Origin of the sequence: Flavobacterium gelatinilyticum, assembly GCF_027111295.1 — a bacterium.
Classification (GTDB): Bacteria; Bacteroidota; Bacteroidia; order Flavobacteriales; family Flavobacteriaceae; genus Flavobacterium; species Flavobacterium gelatinilyticum.
In genome coordinates this window covers 1,098,079-1,116,062 of record NZ_CP114287.1, presented here as the reverse complement: position 1 = coordinate 1,116,062, position 17,984 = coordinate 1,098,079, and the positions used below count along the sequence as shown (strand labels likewise).

Below are 17,984 nucleotides of genomic sequence, written 5' to 3'. Positions count from 1 at the left end.
TTTTTCTTTTTATTTTGATTGCTCTATTTCATTGTAATAGTCATATTAGGTACAACTATTCCACTTGTGGTACTTCCTGTATATCGTTGTGCAAACACTTCGATATAATCGCCATTAGTTAATTCTGCAGCGCCATTTAAAGGCAATACTACGATATCATTAACAGCCTGACCACGTCCGTATATTTTATACTGACTTAAAACAGCTCCGTTTTTTGCCAGATAGATAATATAGGTTCCTGCAGCCGGTACCTGGAATGAAATTGATCCTGTTATCTGGAAAATTCTCTTCTTTTTACCCTGATATTTTAATCGGTTTGGAGCATCTGTAGAAAATCTGAATAAGTTTCCATAAGTTGTAGAAGGTGTTCCTGACCCTATCTTTACAATATCACTTGGATTGTTGTTATTGAAATTAACTCCCAGACCGCTTCCAACTACATAATCCATAGCAAAATCGCCTGCAGCACTGGCATCGCTTTCAGTAGGAATTCCTGCTGATCTTACGTTCCAGCTGTTGTTAAAGTTGTAACCGGTGTACGATCCTGTAGTATAGGGTCTTATATATCCTGCGGTGTTTGTTCCTGTAAAAACTACAGATTCCATTACGGCATCCCAGTTAATTACTAGTCCGGCTGTCGAAACATCAAAGCCTATTGCACCGGCTTCTACCTGACTAAAGCCGCCTTGTTTTTCGACCAAAGTAAAAGTTCCTGTCAGTTTTTCATAAGTACCGCTGTTGTTGCTAAACCATCCAAGGTTGCTTAATAAGAGCTGTGTAATATTATTATAAGTTACCCCATTTGTATTTCCCGTGTACTGAATAATGCTGAGGAAGACCAATCCAAAGCCGGAAATTGTTCCCACGCTGTTAGAATTGGATACAACAGAATCTCTAAATATTAAATTTTGACCTGCCGAAGCATTCAGGTTAAAAACACTTCCGGCTGTTGCTCTGAGTGTTACGCTTCGGATACTTCCTCCCGTTGCACCTTCAAAAATATTTCCGGATGCACGAACAATTACATCGTCATTAGGGTCAAGACCAGAAACGTAGGCATTATTCAAATCTATTGGAAAGTTAAAGTTTACCGTTCCGTTGATTTCATATAACGTACTGCTGTTCAAAAGGTATTTTGCACCGCCTCCTGCCGCTAATTCGTCTGCTAAAACAACAGCTAGATTATCAGTACTTCTAATTCTTTTAAAATTTAATCTTGGTGATATCGAATTACTTATAGCTACCCAGGTACTGGTTCCTGACGAGTAGAAGTAAAAAGATTTTGCGGTGGTGTCGTAAACCAGCAGACCGTCAGCGGGCGTGGTAATGGCATTTCGCTGTGTGGTGGTCATTCTTGGTGCCAAAAGTCCCTGAGTAGTCGAACTGACATCTAAAACCGAACTGGCATTTGGCGTTACAGTTCCAATTCCTATCTGGGCATTTCCCTTAAATGATAAAAATAAAAAAAACAATACTAAACAGGTAATATTAGTCTTAGGGGTGTACTGATTAATCATAAATTATACTATTGGTTAATAAGAAAGATTAAAGTCCGGTTTATAAATTTGCTGCGATTCTTAATTTTTTGAATTTGCAATAATTATTTTCTGTGCTATTTTTTCATTATCAGAAGTAATAAAAGCCGCAATGTAAATCCCTTCGCTTAAACCCGAAGTAGAAAAACTGTAATGCTGTTCTGTACCCAGATTGTCTTTCATTAAAACTACTTTGCCCAGAATATCGAAAAGTTTGAATGTTTTTAAGTTTTTTAAATCCGGATTAGAAGCTTTTAAAAGCTGGCTGGCATTATCGTGGCTTATGTAGAAATTTTCTTTGGTAATATCTTTTGTTCCCAGCGTTTGGTTTGTAAATGTAATTTTAAAACGATCTGTGTAAGTCCCTGGTGCTACCGTAAGATCGTAAGTTCCGTTTTTTATATCATGATACGAAGAATCTGATTCATCATATAAATAAATGTTCTGAGCCGGATCAAAATTGATTATAATTGGGGCAGAAAATTTAAATGTGGTACTTTGTTCAGCCTTTACTACAAGCGGTATTTTTTTGTTGATGTCAAAATTAAGACCTTGTATAACATAATTTCCATCTTCGAGCCAAAAAGCAACATCGTTTGGCAGACTGCTGTCCATATTTTTAGCATCAATACCCTGATCAATTCCATCTGTAGCTTCTGGTAAAAAAGCAAGGGCAAGTTGTCTGGTAAATTGATTATTGATAATAGTGTTAATACGAATCTGCGGAATTTCAAAACTTTCTTCTTCCAGATCCGTTTCCTCGTTTTTAGAAGTATCTTTATTCTTTGAAGGTTTGGCAAACTGAGAAAGAGGCTGGCCTTCTTTGTAGTAAATACGATATGAATTTCTAAAAGTTACCGTTCCGTTTGCAGCACCGCGAATTAAAAATCCCTGCCCTATAGGTGAGTATTTTCGCTGTACGGGTGTTCCTGTTACAGTTCCTGTTGTGTTTAATGTTCCGTCCTGTTTATAACTGTTAAAAGTAGGAGGGACATAGATACCATTTGAGCCTAAACTTCCCGGAGAATAACTTCCGTATCCTCCTCTGTATGAACTTAGAAAATGAGAGTTTATATTTTTGTCCTGTTCCCAGAAATATGCAATTCCCGTGCAGGCACTATTTAAAGGATCTAATAAGAAAGCATTTAAATGTATGGCAGACGGATAAGGGTTTCCGGTAAGGGTAGCAGCGTTTGAAGCCCCTACAGTTACAGCGATGTTTCCGTCATTTGGTTTTCCTCTAAAATCATATCGCTGCGCTCCGGTACCGCCGGGATTGTTTACGATGCCGCTTCCTTCAGGATCTGTAGTGTCTGTTCCGCTGGTTCCTTTCATGGTAAAACCTTCACCGGGAGCGATGGTGCTTGCTCCGGCAACCTGAATCCATTGTGAATAATTATTGGCATTGGTTAATTTATATACCCAGTGCGAAGCAATAGCCAGCGGATTTGAAGTTCCATCCATGTTGCCTGTCGGAAGTATTGCTGCCGGACTAGAAACAGTTGAGGTAACAGGCTGATTTAAAAGTGTTATTCCGAAGTTGTTGTTTCCGGTTGAGGCTGTACTGAGGCCAACAGGCGAACACCAGTAATTGTAATCGTAATTGTCTGAAGTTCCTTCCTGATAAACCGAAATAGTTCCGGTACCTGAATTTGCCGATGTACCCGTTGTACCTTGTACCAGCTGAGAAAGATTTCGAAGGTAAATATTCGAATTGGCTGCCATATTTATATTCTGCCCTACGTATAAAACCTGATTTTTTACGTAAACGGGTGTACTTGAACCAATGTAGATCTGTGAAAAGCTTTGGATAGAAATTAGGATAAAAAATAAGGTAATTTTTTTCATAAGCTTAGTTTTAGAATGATGTATCGGTAGATAGAATTATTTAGAAAATGTTTTAAAAAGCTTAATTTTATTTCTCTTCATTATGACAAATATTCCAAGAATTGCGCCTGTGGCTATTAACAATCCTTCGTGCTGATTAATAGGTACATCAGGTAATCCCGGAACTCCCGGATCTGGATCGGGGTCTGGGGTGCCGGGCGGCGGGAGGTCCTGCGATAATGCAGAAAGAGAAAAAAGGAGAATTAGGCTTGTAATAATTTTTTTCATTTTTTTTGTTTTAAATTTTGGGGCTAATTAGAAAAAAATGACTTTAATCTTAGTTTTTGGATTAGATGATTTCGGGTGGGTGAACTTGTATCACCATTTTTACAAAAATAATGAAAACAATCTTATATTTCTTACGCATTAGATCGTTAAATTTTATATAATTCCCATGTTGTCAGTGTTTTGTGTTGTGGTAATTATATAATACTGTTTGTTGGCCCAAACCGGAAAAATGAGAAAGTGTCAGGTAGATTTTATATAATAAAAAAAGCGGAATACCTGATTTTACTCGGTATTCCGCCTTTGTTGTATGTAAGAAACTGTACTTAAATCCTAATGAGAAACAGCTTTTAATCCTACAATAGAACCTACTAAAGTAGCAAGAAAAAATAATCTCCAGAAAGCGGCCGGTTCTTTAAAAACAAAAATACCAACCAACACCGTTCCAACAGCTCCAATTCCTGTCCAAACAGCGTAGGCAGTTCCTAAAGGAAGGGTTTCGGTTGCTTTCATGAGCAAAAGCATACTTATGGTTAAGGATATAAGAAAGCCAATATACCAATAGTACATTTCGGTTCCGGTTGTTGATTTTGCTTTTCCGAGACAGGATGCAAAAGCTACTTCGAACAATCCTGCAATGATTAAAATAATCCAGTTCATATAGTTAAAAATTTATCGCGCAAAGTTCTTTTATAGGATTCAGAAAAAAATTAACAAATGATAAAAAATAAAATTATTTCAGTTCCGAGCGTATCCTGCTTAAACTTACCTGTGTAATTCCCAGATAAGAAGCAATATGTCCCAGCTGTACCCTCTGAATGAGTTCGGGATGATCCTTGATTAATTCAAGATAACGTTCTGAAGCATTTTTAAATTGCTTTGAAATCAGGCGTTCTTCGGTTTTGATCAGTTCTTTTTCGGCAAATTTTCTTCCCCAGTTGGCAATATGAACATCTTCATTGAATAGTTTTTTGAGATTTTCGGTTTTTAATTCATAGAGTTCACAGTCTTCGAGAAGTTCGATGTTTTCATATCCGGACTGTTCTTCTACATAACTTTTCATAGAGATGACAGTTTCACCTTCTTTGCCAAACCAAAATGTTACTTCATTATCTCTTTCGATATACGCTCTAACGAGTCCTTTTTTTATAAAATAGATATTCGATTCGACTTTATTGGCTTTCAGTAAAATACAGCCTTTCGGAAAATTGATTTCCGAAATATTGCTTTGAAGTGCCAATTTCGATTTTTCCGGCAGTTCGTGTATCTGGTCAAGAATAATGGAGATATCCATTGAGGGGATTTTTTATATTGGGAATAAAGGTAAAAAGTAAACAGTAAAATGAACGATTCTGTTAATAAAAAAATCCCGTTTCAAACGAAACGGGATCTAAACTGAAGGCCTGATTTATTAATTTCAAAGGAAATACGTGTTACTAACCAACATTTAACTAAAATTATATTCCTCCTCCTAAAGCTTTATACAATAAGACTTGAGAATTTGCATTCCTCAGTTGAATATCGACAAAATCAAGTTCTGCCTGCAGTTTGTTTTTTTGTGCGTTGATTATCTCAAGATAGTTGGCGTAACCGCTCAAATACAGGTCATTTGATACATTTACCGCTATTTCGAGGTGATCTATTTCTTTTAGTTTATATTTCAAAACATCTTCAAAAGCTTCATTTCTATGCAGTAAAGCACTTAATTCATTAAAAGCTGTTGTTACCGAATTTTGATATTGAAGAAACGAGATTTCCTGTTTTCTGTTCGAAACATAAAATTCCTGTTTAATCTGCCCTTTATTGAAAACAGGAGCAGTTAAACCGCCTAGTAACTGCCAGGCAAAAGATCCTGTATCAAAGAAAGTATTGAAAGAAAACGAATTAAATCCAGCATAACCACCCAGATTTAAAGTTGGAAAAAATGCAGCACGTGCCGCTTTTGCATCGGCATTACTGGCCAGTAATTCAAAATAAGCTTCAGAAACGTCCGGTCTTTTATGAATGATCGAATCCACGCTTATTTTTTGGTTCAGCACTTCTAAATGTCCGGATAAAAAATCAGCACTTCGGTCGATTTTACCGCCGTATTCACCCAAAAGTGTTAACAGAGCTTTTTCGGTCTGGTCAATGCTTAAATGCAGTTCTGATGCTTCGGCATGAATATTATTGTTCTGGGCATTAAACTGCTGCACTGCCAATTCTGTTGCTTTACCCACAGATCGCTGTGCCGAAACAATATCAAGTGCTCTTTCCTGAGTTTTTAAATTGCTGTCGTAAATCTTTGCCTGTTTATCTAAGGCGATTAGTTTGAAATACAAATCGGCAACATCGCTTAAAAGACGCGTCTGCAATAAACGCATTCCGGCCTGTGAGGCAAAATAGCGCTGCTGCGCCGCTTTTTTACGATTGCTGAGCTTACCCCAGATGTCAGCTTCCCAGGAAACTTTGCCTCCCAAGAATAGGTTGGGCGTAACATCTTCGTTGATTCTTTGTTTTTCGTTGATATTTTGTGAAAAGTTGGTATCAAAGTTACCAACTCCATCCATAGTATATTTTCCGTAATGTGTTCCCGAAGCATCAACAGCAAGATCTAAAGAGGGAAGAAGTGCCAGTTTTGCCGCTTTTAAATGCGAATTGGCAATCAGGATTCTTTCCTGCATGATTAAATAATCGGGATTTTTGGCAATAGCTTTTTTTAGCAGCGCCTCCAGTTTTGGATCTTTAAAAAAGGTTTCGGTTTTCAGCGGAATATATGGCTGTAAACTGTCTGCTGTTTTTTTTCTTTGTGCGTCAAAATTCTCCGGCAGTTTTACCGAATCCAGTTTCTCTGTAATTTTTGGTGCAGAACAGGCAGTCAAAAGTAACATACTGCCTATTACAACAGCACTTTTATTTGGCCTTAGAAACTGCACATCGGCATTTTTTAAATTTTTATATCGATTTAATATCTCTTTCATTGTTTAAATTTTTTGTGTAATCCACCGCGTAATTTTTAATCAAGTAACACATAGAAACATAATATCATTTTTATAAAAAGAACAGCATTTTTATGTTTGTTTAAACTAAGCAAAGCGTCCTTTTTCTATTTTTTAACGCTATGATTCTATGTGTTATAAAATTACCCGTTAGGACTTATTCATTGCTTTTTCAAGTTTGGCAAACAAAATGTAAAGTCCGGGAATAATCACAAGACCAAACACAGTTCCTATTAACATACCTCCCGCGGCAGCAGTTCCAATCGAGCGGTTACCCACGGCACCCGCACCAGAAGCGATACACAACGGAATTAATCCTGAAATAAAAGCAAAAGAAGTCATAAGAATAGGTCTGAAACGAAGTCTGGCACCTTCAATTGCCGCTTCGACAATATCACGTCCGATTTTGTTCTGCGCCATTGCAAATTCGACAATCAGAATGGCATTTTTGGCGAGCAGACCAATCAGCATGACGAGTGCTACCTGTGCGTAAATGTTATTGTCCAGCCCAACTAAAAGAAGTGCCAGATAAGATCCGAAAACCCCAACCGGAAGACTTAATAATACCGGAAACGGAAGCAGTAAACTTTCGTACTGTGCGGCTAATAATAAGTATACGAACAGAATACACAGAGCAAAAATGTAAATGGTCTGGTTTCCTGATAAAATCTCCTCACGCGTCATACCTGACCATTCGAGTTCAAAACGGCTTGGAAGTTTTTCTGCTGCGATTCTTTCAACGGCAGCAATGGCATCTCCTGAGCTGTAACCTTCGGCAGGTTCACCGTTAATCATCGCCGACATATACATATTGTATCGGGTTAAAACCTCAGGACCGTACACTCTTTCTAATTTGATGAAAGTAGAAAAAGGAACCATTTCGCCTGCATCATTCTTCAAATACATATCCAGAATACTTTCCGGATTTTGACGGAATTGCGGACTTGCCTGAACCATTACTTTGTACATTTGAGAGAAACGGATAAAATTGGTCGCATAAAAAGAACCCAGCATAGTCTGTAAAGTACTCATGGCATTATCAACCGAAATTCCTTTTTTGGCAGCCAGATCGTAATCAATATGAATTAAATATTGCGGGAAAGTGGCATCAAAACTCGAGAAAGAGTTCTGAATTTCAGGTGAATTATTTAATTCCTCAATAAATTCTTTGGTTACTTTATCTGTATTTGTAATACTTCCTCCTGATTTATCTAATAATCGAAGCTCGAAACCACTGGTGTTACCAAAACCGGGAACTGTTGGCGGTGCAAAAATCTCAATTTGGGCATCGGTGATATTTTTTGTTTTTTCTGTAAGTTCTGCCATGAAATCGTTTACCGAAATATCACGTTCGCTCCAGTCTTTTAAGTTGATCATTCCCATTCCGTAAGACGCTCCGGCGATTTCGGTTACAATACTATATCCGGCAAGAGTTGTTACGTTGTCGACTCCTTTAATTTCTTTCGCAATTTTGGTTACTTCGTCCAGTGCTTTTTCGGTACGTTCAACCGTTGCTCCCTGAGGAGTGGTAACACTAACGTAAACCATTCCCTGATCTTCGGTAGGAATAAATCCTGATGCTAAAAATTTGGTTGTTCCCCATGTTAAAATGCAGAACAATACTAGTAATCCAATAGTAACGGTGTTGCGGTCAGCAAATTTTACCAATACTTTGATGTATTTTGACGTGATGTTATCAAACCAATTGTTGAATCTGTGAAAGAAACGATCTAAAAGTGATTTTTTCTCTTTATTAGGATCATGCGCTTTCAGCATAATAGCGCAAAGGGCAGGAGTAAGGGTAAGTGCATTTACTCCCGAAATTACAATACTAATTGCCATTGTCAGCGAGAACTGCCTGTAGAAAACCCCGACAGGTCCGCTCAAAAAGGCAACGGGAATAAATACAGCTGCCATTACAATCGTAATTGCAATTACGGCACCGGTAATTTCTTTCATGGCGCTAATGGTCGCGTCCATTGGTGACATATGTTCTTCGGAGATTTTTACGTGAACGGCCTCGACGACGACAATTGCGTTATCGACCACAATACCAATCGAAAGTACTAATGCAAAAAGCGTTAATAAGTTGATAGAGAATCCCATCATCGACATAAAAGTAAACGAACCAATAAGTGCAACAGGAACAGCCAGTACCGGAATCAAAGTAGAACGCCAGTCCTGCAGGAAGATGAAAACTACAAAAGCCACTAAAATAAAGGCTTCGACAAGGGTTCTTAAAACCTCATGAATAGAAGCGTCAAGGAAGCGTGAAACGTCATAAGCAATATTAAATTCCATTCCCGGAGGGAAAGAAGTGCCTTTCAGTTCGGTCATTTTTTCTTTTACGCTGGCAATTACTTCCGAAGCATTTGAGCCCGGACGCTGTTTCAGCATGATTGATGCAGATGGTTTTCCATCGGTTTTAGAAACCATTCCGTAACTCATTGCGCCAAATTCGATTTTCGAAATGTCTTCTAATCTCAAAATCGTTCCGTCTGGATTGGCTCTTAACGGAATTTCTTCATACTGAGAAGGTTCAAAGAATTTTCCGCCGTACTTGATAACATATTGCAGCTGGTTGTTCATTTGTCCGGATCCTTCACCCACTTTACCGGGTGCTGCCGAAATGTTTTGTTTTTGAAGTGAATTGATGACTTCATTTGCCGAAATATTATACGAAAGCATCTTTTGCGGGTCCAGCCAGACACGCATCGAATATTCTTTCTGTCCCATGATTTCCGCACGTCCTACACCATCAATACGTTTTAATTCCTGAAGAATGTTGATATCGGTAAAGTTAAAGATAAACTGCTCATCCTGAGTTTTATCTGTACTGGTAATGTTGAGGTACATTAACATACTGTTTACCTCTTTTTCGGTGGTTACCCCGGCACGGATAACTTCTTCCGGAAGCTCATCCAGAATCGTTGTTACCCTGTTCTGAACGTTTACTGCGGCCAGATCGGGATCTGTTCCTACTTCAAAGAAAACCTGAATTAGGGTTAAACCATCATTTGAAGTTACGGTTGACATATACGTCATGCCGGGAACCCCGTTGATGGCTCTTTCCAGCGGAAGTGCAACGGCATTGGCAGAAACCTCTGCGTTTGCTCCTGTATATTTTGCTGTAACGGTTACAGATGGTGGTACAATATCCGGGAATTGGGTTATGGGAAGCTGGAATAACGCCAGTAATCCCAAAAGAACGATCATTACCGAGATGATTAATGACAATATTTTTCTTTTGATAAATAACTCTATCATTCTGTTTTTTTTAGGTAAATAATAAAATAACTTGTAATTGGTTTAAACCTACATTTGTTTAATCTTGATTTTATCTCCGTCTCTCAATGACTGAGTGCCTTCCTGAACAATCAGGTCGTCTCTTTTCAAACCATCGTTTAGGATGTAAACATCATCAAGTGTGGTTCCAATTGTAACATTGGTCATTTTAACTACACCGTCTTTTTGTACCTTAAAAACATATTGTTTGTCCTGAATAGAAAAAACTGCTTTTTGAGGAATTAATATGGCATTGGTTTTTGGTTCAGAAATAATCAGTTTTCCTGATGTTCCGTGTTTGATAAATCCCTGCGGATTTTCGAATTTTGCTTTGTACTGAATAGATCCGGTTTGTCTGTCGATTTCTCCGTCAGCCGTTCTTAACTCTCCTTTTTTATCGTAAATCATTCCGTTTGGCAATATCAGTTTAATATCGCCCTGAGTGTTTAAGGTTTTGTCCTCCATCATTTGGAAATAGGTGTTTTCCGGAATAGAGAAATAAGCATAAATGTAATCTAATTGCGAAACCGTCGTTAGTAATGAACCATTTTCAACCAAGCTTCCTTCTTTAAACGGAATACGGTCAATTGTTCCGTCAAACGGTGCACGAAGGGTGGTAAAACCAATTTGCTGGTCAATTGCTTTTTTTTCTGCAGAGGCGTGGGCTACTTTTGCAGAAGCGGCTTCATATTTTGCTTTGGATAATTCTAATTCTTTATCGGCAATTACTTTTTTATTAAAAAGAGTCTGGGCTTGTTCCAGTTCAACAGTTGCTATTCTTAAATCGGCTTTTGCGCTTTTAAAAACGGCTTCGGCTTTTAGGAGCTGAATCTGAAGTTCAACATCGCTTATTTTAAAAAGAATTTGTCCTTTTTTTACCTTTTGCCCTTCACTTACATAAACTTTATCCAGCAGACCGGGAATGCGAACATGAATTTCTACATTACTTTTAGCATGTACGTCAGCAACAAACTTGTTCGAAACAATAGTGTCTTTTAGGGTTACTTTATAGACAGGAAGCGTTTTGATGTTGTTGGAATTTTTTTTGGATTTGTCTCCGCACGAGACTAAAAACAAGAGTGATGCAGTGTACAGGAGAAATTGATTTTTATAAATACTCATGAATTAGGTTTTAAAAAAAATTATAAATAGATGCTCTTCCGTATAATATTATAGGAAGTTTTGGGTTAAATTTAATGTATGAAATGGGAATTTTTTAGGAATTTCTTTTTTAAGAAAAATCCTTTGGGATATTTTTATATATGCAGAAACAGTTTAATATGCCATAAATACATGACATATTAAGCCGAAGAACTTCCGGAAAATATAAAAACAACGTGATTCTGAAATCTAGAATAATTGGTATAAGTGAAGATGGGTATGTCTTTGAACCTGATATATAGAGGCTATACCATAAATTAAGCTTTTTTTATACAGCTTAAAGTTTACTAAGTTGCTAAAATAAGGAACCCTGACCGTACTTTGTTCTAAAGTAGTGGCACGGCATTTTATTTTCTTTTTAACGATGCACTGGACTTCAAGATTTTGAGATGAAGAAAAATCTGAAGAGAAAAGTAAAGTATCATCTGCAGCAACACTGTCAAGAATAATGCAGTTGTTGAAATGTGCAGTCTGTTTATGCGTTTCGGTGCCTCTGAAAAAAGAAAGCAGCGATAGCAAAACGATATATATGAACTTGACAGATTTCATTTACAGCACAGCAGAAATTATATTTTTTTTAGTTTAAAAAACAGGCTTATAAGTATTGATAATGCGCCAAATATAGTAATTTGAAAAGTAACGTTTCTTAAAATTTCTTAAAAACTGCAAAAAAATAAGAATATGATAACGTTAGAAGTTGATTTTTACATATTTAATTATGGAGTGTTTTAGATCTGTAATAAAACTTTGGTTATTAATTTTTCACGCAGATTTAAATAGATCAAAGCAGATGTCTACAGACTAAATTATTCAATCCGGAAAATAAGAATCTATTTTAATCTGCTAAAATCACATTAGATCTGTGTGAAAAACTTTTTGAGTGATATACTTTTTACACAGAAAATTACTCTTTGTATAAAATAATAGTGGCTTTATATCCTGTTCCTACATTCCACTGGCTGGCTTTAACAACTTTTCCGTTATCATCAAATACCTGAAATTCTGCTGTATTTGGCGAAGCTGAACCTTCGTTCAATGCTTCAAAATCAATTTTGTTCATACCTTTTTCGAGAGTAATTTTAAAACCCTGAAATTCTCCAACCAGGTTTACTTCCGGTTCAATCACTTTTTCGTTTAACCATACTCTGATTTTATCGCCGTCGACAAAAGCGGCATCTCGATAACGAACTGTCGAAGTAGAGGAGTTGGTAATGTAACCACCCAGATATTCATTTCGTCTGTAAAAGATCCCTTCAACGTTGGCTTCTCTTTTATAAAAAGCATTGTTTTTAAAAAGTTCTTCAGGATTAATTTTTAGCACAACCGGATCTTTTGGAAGTGTTGGGTCTGATGGCGGCGGTGTTTCTTTTGGCGGTGTTACTTCTTGGCTTTGAGGTGTTTTAGGTTTTACCTCTTTGTATTTTCCGTTAATTTCACCCTGTGAATATGCCTGAACAGAAAGAGCGGTTATGAGAATTGAAAATACTATTTTTTTCATATTTGTCTACTAAGTAATAAATAATTTTAACACATTTTACGTCTTCTTTTTATAACAGGTAATTGTGCTATTTATTGCGTATATGGGAATTATGAAAAGCTTTTGCAGTTTAAATGAAATCCGGTTTTTTATTTAGAATATAATCTAAAACCTTCATTTTTAAGATGAAAAGTTTCTATAGGGATATTAAATGAAATAAAAATTATTTAATTCCCAGCAGATTAAAAAGTTCTTCTTTTTTGTTTAAAGCAATCGAAATGGTTTTTCCGTTTACTAGTTCCACTCTGTTTCCGTTGATGCTTTTTACTGATTCAAGATTTAATATAAAAGAACGCTGCACGCGAAAGAAAGTCTGCTGATCGAGAATTTCATCCATCGATTTTAAAGTCAGCTGTGTTGTATATTCGGCAGAAGGGAGAACGATTTTAAGATAATCGCCCTGAGCTTCTACGTAAATAATTTCTTTAAGTAAAATACGAACCAGTTTTCCTTCTGATTTAATAAATATTTTATCAGCTGGAGCTTGACTTTCGGTCGGAGTTTGTTTTATTGAAATACGTTCTCTGGCTCGGTTTACGGCTTTTATGAAACGGTCAAAACGAACAGGTTTTATTAGATAATCAGTTACGCCTTCGTCAAAACCATCCAAAGCAAAATCGCGGTGCGCTGTAATAAAAATGATTAACGGCGGCTTTGTAAGCGAACGTACCAATTCCATTCCGTTGATTTTAGGCATCTGGATATCGCTGAAAACCAAATCAACCGGATTTTCCTGTAAATAACTCAGCGCTTCGACCGGATCTCCAAATGAAGCCGAAAGGTTTAGAAACGAAATATCTTTTACAAAAGTTTCGATAACTTCTCTTCCAATGGGTTCATCATCAATTACAATACAGCTTAGTTTTTCCATTTATTTATAAATCTATTTTTAATGCCACCCTAAATTTGGATTCAAGATTATCGATGTGAATTTCGTGTTTTTCAGGATATAAAAGCTGGAGTCTTTTTATTGCATTTGCAATCCCGATTCCGCCAAATTCTTTTTGAATTTCTTCTTTATCTTTATCATTTTCAAGAAGAAAAACAAATTGATTGTTTTCGACTTTTATTTCCAAAAATATAAAATGTTCGTGATTACTTTTTAAACCGTATTTAAAAGCGTTTTCTATAAAAGTAAAAGTTAACAAAGGTGGTACAAAATGCCCGAACAAACTGCTTCCTGATGCGATATTGTACCGAATGTTTGTTTGAGCCGGATAACGCATTTTTTCGAGTTCGATATAATTTTTAATGAAATCGAGTTCTTTCTCTAATGAAACTTTTTCATTGCCGGATTCATACAAAGTATAACTCATAATATCCGAAAGATTCAGAATAACTTCCGGGGCCAGATCATCCTTTTTGAGTGAAAGTCCATAAAGATTATTGAGCGTATTAAAAAGAAAATGCGGATTGAGCTGTGCGGTTAAAAACTGCTTCTCGATATTGATATTCTGAATTTCCAAAGCCGCTTTTTGATTCTGAATGTTTAGTGTCTTGTTGTAAAGCCTTGAAATTTCAAAAAGTATCTTGACAAAGAAGAAAGGCGAGAGGATGGAAATCACTATAAAAGCCTGTGAAATAAGACGTTTAATAGATAGTGCCTGAGCAAATGTCTGGTCTGCAGCCATTTTTATTGCACCTTTTAATTCTCCGTTTGGTATTTCGAAACCAAGATAATGATATAGTAGTGATATAAAATAAGTTATAGCAACCCAGATAAAAATGCAGATTGGGAACGTAAACAGTAATAGAAGAATGATTCTGAAACCGTTTCCTGAAAATACTTTTGGTAGAAATAAATAGAAAAATAAATAGAACACAATCGCATTTACAGTTGTCATTCGAATGGTCAGAATAAGCGCGTTTTGATACGAAAGCATATACGCCAAAACATAACTCTGAAACAGTAAAAAAGAAAAACCAAACCACATTGTTAAATGCAGTAATATCCGGTTTCGTCTGGTATAAAACTGATCGAAATTGAAAGCAGCTATTTGTTGTGCTAAATTATTGGCGAAGATCTTTTTTTCGGGCATATCGGGTTCTGTAAAGCAGATTTCAAAGATAGTTTTTTTGAAATCTGCTTCTTCATTTTTTTATAATATTCGAATTATGGCATTCATGACATTAATACAATTGTGCCCGATAACCGGGAAAATAAGAGAGCCGGAAAACTTGCGAAGAATTCCCATACTCAAAGACGAAATTACAGTAAGATACATAATGGTTATTATATCAAATTTAAACTGATGATCCGGAGTTAAAATGGCTCCGTGCGCCACGGCAAATAAGATAGTGATAATGCAAAATCCCCAGCCAAAACGGATTCCTTTCCAGTTCCATTTTGGTTCAAAAGCTTTGTCCAGAAGCCAGAAACCAATTCCCCTGAAAGCGAGTTCTTCTGTTAAACCCGGCATTGACGCCTGAAAAGCAAAGGTTTCTAAATCGAAAGCAGCGCCTTTTGGAAATAAAATCATCTTAAAAACAAAATCAAAAATGAGGAAACCAAGGAAAACGAGAATACCAAATTGCAGCTGTTTTCGCAAATTGGTTTGTGTAGTAAAACCAATTTGATGTCTTTCTTTTTTTGTAACCGAAAAAATAATCGTGAGAGCTAAAATAAGGCTTATAAATTTTCCGGCCCAGGCAAATTTTAATCCCATAAAATCCAGCGAAATATAGTGGTGACTTGCTATCTGAATATAAGAATCTGCTAAAAAATACAATAGAAAATACAGAAGGTATTTTGGGTTTGCCTTTTTGGTATTGATAAAAGCTAAACTAATAAACGGAAGAAGTAATAAGATCCAGATAAAAGGTGTGAGTAATGACATATTTTTAAATTTATATGCCAAAAGTATCTGCCTTAAAACCCATTTAAAAAATCTGCCGATGAGAATGGGTTTTTTATCGATGAAAATGAATTTTGGAGGTTTTAAGGAAACGTAACAAAATAAAGTCTTCCCAAGATAAACTTATAAGTTTTGATGCTCATTTTTTCAGGAACGAAATTTTACGGTTGGGTCACAAAAAATGATTATTCGGTTACTAAAAAATATTGGTAAGACTTTTATTAGCCAATTTTGCCGGAATAATTGCTAATAACATTTTTATGACAACACCACTTACTATCATTGCTGCTACTAATTTTTCGCCTATAGCAAACAATGCGGTTACGTATGCCGCAGGACTTGCAAAAGCAACAGGAGCAAAACTTGTTTTATTTAATTCTTTTTCTTTAAGCGTTCACAGTGCCAACTCACTTATTACTGCAGAAACGATGCAGAAACAAATCGAAAAAGCCACAACACGGCTTAGTATTCTGGGTACAGAAATAGCAGATTTGTTTAAAATTGAAGTAGATTCTTTTTGTACCTATTCGTTTCTGGAAGATGAGCTTTCATCTATACTGAGTAATACAGGAGCAGATCTTGTGGTAATGGGAATGGCAGAACGTTCTTTTGAGCAGGAATTATTGGGTAATTCAACCACATCTGTCATAAAAAATCTAAATATTCCGGTATTGGCAGTACCTCAAAATGCGCGTTTTACAAGCGTATCTAAAATATTATATGCCTGCGATACACTGAGTTTGTCTTTTATCAAAAGATTTAACTGGATCAAGGGCGTTATTGGAAGTCTTGGAGCCGAAATTGAATTTTTCAGTGTAGATGCCAAACTGGATGACCTAAAAGAAGAACAGAGCAAAATGCTTCTGAATTCAACGATTGAAAAAGAATTTGAAGCCGTAAAATATCTTTATAAAACCGTACGTTCAAATGCTGTAATTAACGAAATCAAAAAAGAAATTAAAAATTACGAAGCCGATATTCTGGTAATGGTTCCTCAAAAATACGGTTTCTGGGATTCTCTTGTACACAAAAGTAAAACGAGAATTATGGCAGCCGGTCTTGATATTCCGTTATTATCATTTCCTAATTATTAATTTTGTTATAAGTTAGATTGCAAATAGTCTAAAATATAATCATTAATAAAAACATAAACAGGTTATGAAAACCAATTTTTATAATACAGCGGTAATGCTTACGATTCTTCCTGCATTTTTTTTTATTGCAGGCTGTCTGTCGTGGGTAAGAATGGAGGAGACTTTGCATAAATTTGATATGTATGAATTGCTGTTTTTGTTTATTGTTTTATTTACAGTTAGTTATGTTTTTCTTAAAAACAGCATATCCGTCCTGATAAGTATTGGCTGCTCAGTTAATGTAATGTTTGGAATACTTTTTTTTATTGATTTGTTCGAAGTACAAAATTCATCGTTACGTACAGCAGCCATAATTATCAGTTTAAGTTTTTCATTGTTTATTAATACCATATTGTTGAGTTCCGTTTACCAATATAAAAAACCTTCGGACACCAATGCCAGGCAGGCCGTTGTAATGGCTTTAAAAATGAATTTTTGGACTATTCTGCTTTCTTTTCTTGCTGTTCTTCTTTTGCTTTTCTGGTCGTATTCACAGTCTCAGTCAGATCCTGATTTTTTACCGGTTCCGTTTAAATATTTTGTGTGGACGTTTTTTGCAGGCGCTTCTATTTCGGTTATTACCGCTTTTACAATGCTTCCGGTTTGTTCTTTTTTCTGGCTTGGACATCTTAAGGAAGAGCGGCCTCAGGACGATTTAACACTTTCTTTTACAGAAAATAAACTTCTTAGGTTCAACGAAATAATCGAAAAAAACATTGCATATGCCGTCTGGATTGTAAGTCCTGCGGTAACAAATAAAAAAATAAGCACTTTGATCACTATCTTTGCAGCGGTTTTTACGATTTGGAGTATTGTGGGAAATACGGAACCGTTTTATTTTATAATTGTCTCAATTGTATATTTCTTGTTTGTTGTCATACGCTATCAAAGTTATATTCTTGCTTTGGCGCCCGTATTATCAATTGTGTTTAATTACCTGGTTCTTACAGATGTTTTTAAACTCATAAAATGGGATTCTGAAGATATTATGCACATCAGTTTTTTCGTCAGCATGACAGCTGCAATTACAGCAGGCTATCTTCAAAGTAATACAGCATGGCGCTATTATAAAAATAATTTCAAGATTCAGGACGCGGTATTAAATGCCAATGCCAAAACATTGTACCTGATTTTGGGCTCGGTTATAGTTAGTACGTTTTTCCTCTCGCTTTTCGTGTATTCGGTAAGTCTGCATACAGATTCTTTGTGGGATTTGTTTCTAATGGGAGCTATTATTACAGCTTCAGGATTATTGCTGGTTTTCCCCGGTGCCGCTTTTTTAAATACGGCGCTGCATTATTTTGAATCGTTTAGAAAACCCAATAAAAAAAGAGTAAAGAGCATTTATTTATAGAGTCAGTTTTGAACTGAAAGAAGGAAAAGAAAAT

At 36.1% G+C, this 17,984-nt stretch carries 14 protein-coding genes; 2 read left to right on the top strand and 12 right to left on the bottom strand.

What is annotated here, in order from left to right:
* Positions 1–23 precede the first annotated feature (23 nt).
* The 12 genes from OZP11_RS04685 to OZP11_RS04630 all read right to left on the bottom strand — a co-directional run bounded on the left by OZP11_RS04685 (position 24) and on the right by OZP11_RS04630 (position 15,445).
* A complete protein-coding gene (locus tag OZP11_RS04685; protein ID WP_281234068.1) occupies positions 24–1,517 on the bottom strand; it encodes a phage tail-like protein in 1,494 nt (497 codons plus the stop codon).
* Positions 1,518–1,577: 60 nt separating this feature from the next.
* On the bottom strand, positions 1,578–3,383 hold the full coding sequence (locus OZP11_RS04680) for a DUF8693 domain-containing protein (RefSeq protein WP_281234067.1): 1,806 nt from the start codon (positions 3,381–3,383) through the stop codon (positions 1,578–1,580).
* A 36-nt stretch (positions 3,384–3,419) separates the two neighbouring features.
* Positions 3,420–3,650: a hypothetical protein gene (locus OZP11_RS04675; protein WP_281234066.1), complete on the bottom strand. Its 231-nt coding sequence runs from the start codon at positions 3,648–3,650 to the stop codon at positions 3,420–3,422.
* 330 nt (positions 3,651–3,980) lie between these two features.
* Positions 3,981–4,307: a DMT family transporter gene (locus tag OZP11_RS04670; RefSeq protein ID WP_281234065.1), complete on the bottom strand. Its 327-nt coding sequence runs from the start codon at positions 4,305–4,307 to the stop codon at positions 3,981–3,983.
* A gap of 73 nt (positions 4,308–4,380) precedes the next feature.
* Positions 4,381–4,941: a Crp/Fnr family transcriptional regulator gene (locus OZP11_RS04665; protein WP_281234064.1), complete on the bottom strand. Its 561-nt coding sequence runs from the start codon at positions 4,939–4,941 to the stop codon at positions 4,381–4,383.
* 163 nt (positions 4,942–5,104) lie between these two features.
* Complete coding sequence (locus tag OZP11_RS04660; RefSeq protein ID WP_281234063.1) at positions 5,105–6,607, bottom strand: efflux transporter outer membrane subunit; 1,503 nt, start codon at positions 6,605–6,607, stop codon at positions 5,105–5,107.
* A gap of 168 nt (positions 6,608–6,775) precedes the next feature.
* On the bottom strand, positions 6,776–9,892 hold the full coding sequence (locus OZP11_RS04655) for an efflux RND transporter permease subunit (protein WP_281234062.1): 3,117 nt from the start codon (positions 9,890–9,892) through the stop codon (positions 6,776–6,778).
* Positions 9,893–9,940: 48 nt separating this feature from the next.
* Positions 9,941–11,032, bottom strand: coding sequence for an efflux RND transporter periplasmic adaptor subunit (locus OZP11_RS04650; protein WP_281234061.1), 1,092 nt, complete (start codon positions 11,030–11,032; stop codon positions 9,941–9,943).
* 943 nt (positions 11,033–11,975) lie between these two features.
* Positions 11,976–12,569, bottom strand: a complete 594-nt coding sequence (locus tag OZP11_RS04645; RefSeq protein WP_281234060.1) for a hypothetical protein — start codon at positions 12,567–12,569, stop codon at positions 11,976–11,978.
* 202 nt (positions 12,570–12,771) lie between these two features.
* Positions 12,772–13,479: a LytR/AlgR family response regulator transcription factor gene (locus tag OZP11_RS04640; protein WP_281234059.1), complete on the bottom strand. Its 708-nt coding sequence runs from the start codon at positions 13,477–13,479 to the stop codon at positions 12,772–12,774.
* A gap of 4 nt (positions 13,480–13,483) precedes the next feature.
* The gene (locus tag OZP11_RS04635; RefSeq protein WP_281234058.1) at positions 13,484–14,647 is read right to left on the bottom strand and encodes a sensor histidine kinase; all 1,164 of its coding nucleotides are present in this window, start codon (positions 14,645–14,647) and stop codon (positions 13,484–13,486) included.
* A gap of 60 nt (positions 14,648–14,707) precedes the next feature.
* Positions 14,708–15,445, bottom strand: coding sequence for a CPBP family glutamic-type intramembrane protease (locus tag OZP11_RS04630; RefSeq protein ID WP_281234057.1), 738 nt, complete (start codon positions 15,443–15,445; stop codon positions 14,708–14,710).
* Positions 15,446–15,723: 278 nt separating this feature from the next.
* Between OZP11_RS04630 and OZP11_RS04625 the strand changes: the two genes are divergently transcribed.
* A complete protein-coding gene (locus OZP11_RS04625; RefSeq protein ID WP_281234056.1) occupies positions 15,724–16,557 on the top strand; it encodes a universal stress protein in 834 nt (277 codons plus the stop codon).
* A gap of 64 nt (positions 16,558–16,621) precedes the next feature.
* Positions 16,622–17,950 carry a hypothetical protein gene (locus OZP11_RS04620; protein ID WP_281234055.1) on the top strand — a complete coding sequence of 443 codons (1,329 nt, stop codon included), beginning with the start codon at positions 16,622–16,624 and terminating at the stop codon, positions 17,948–17,950.
* Positions 17,951–17,984: the final 34 nt, after the last annotated feature.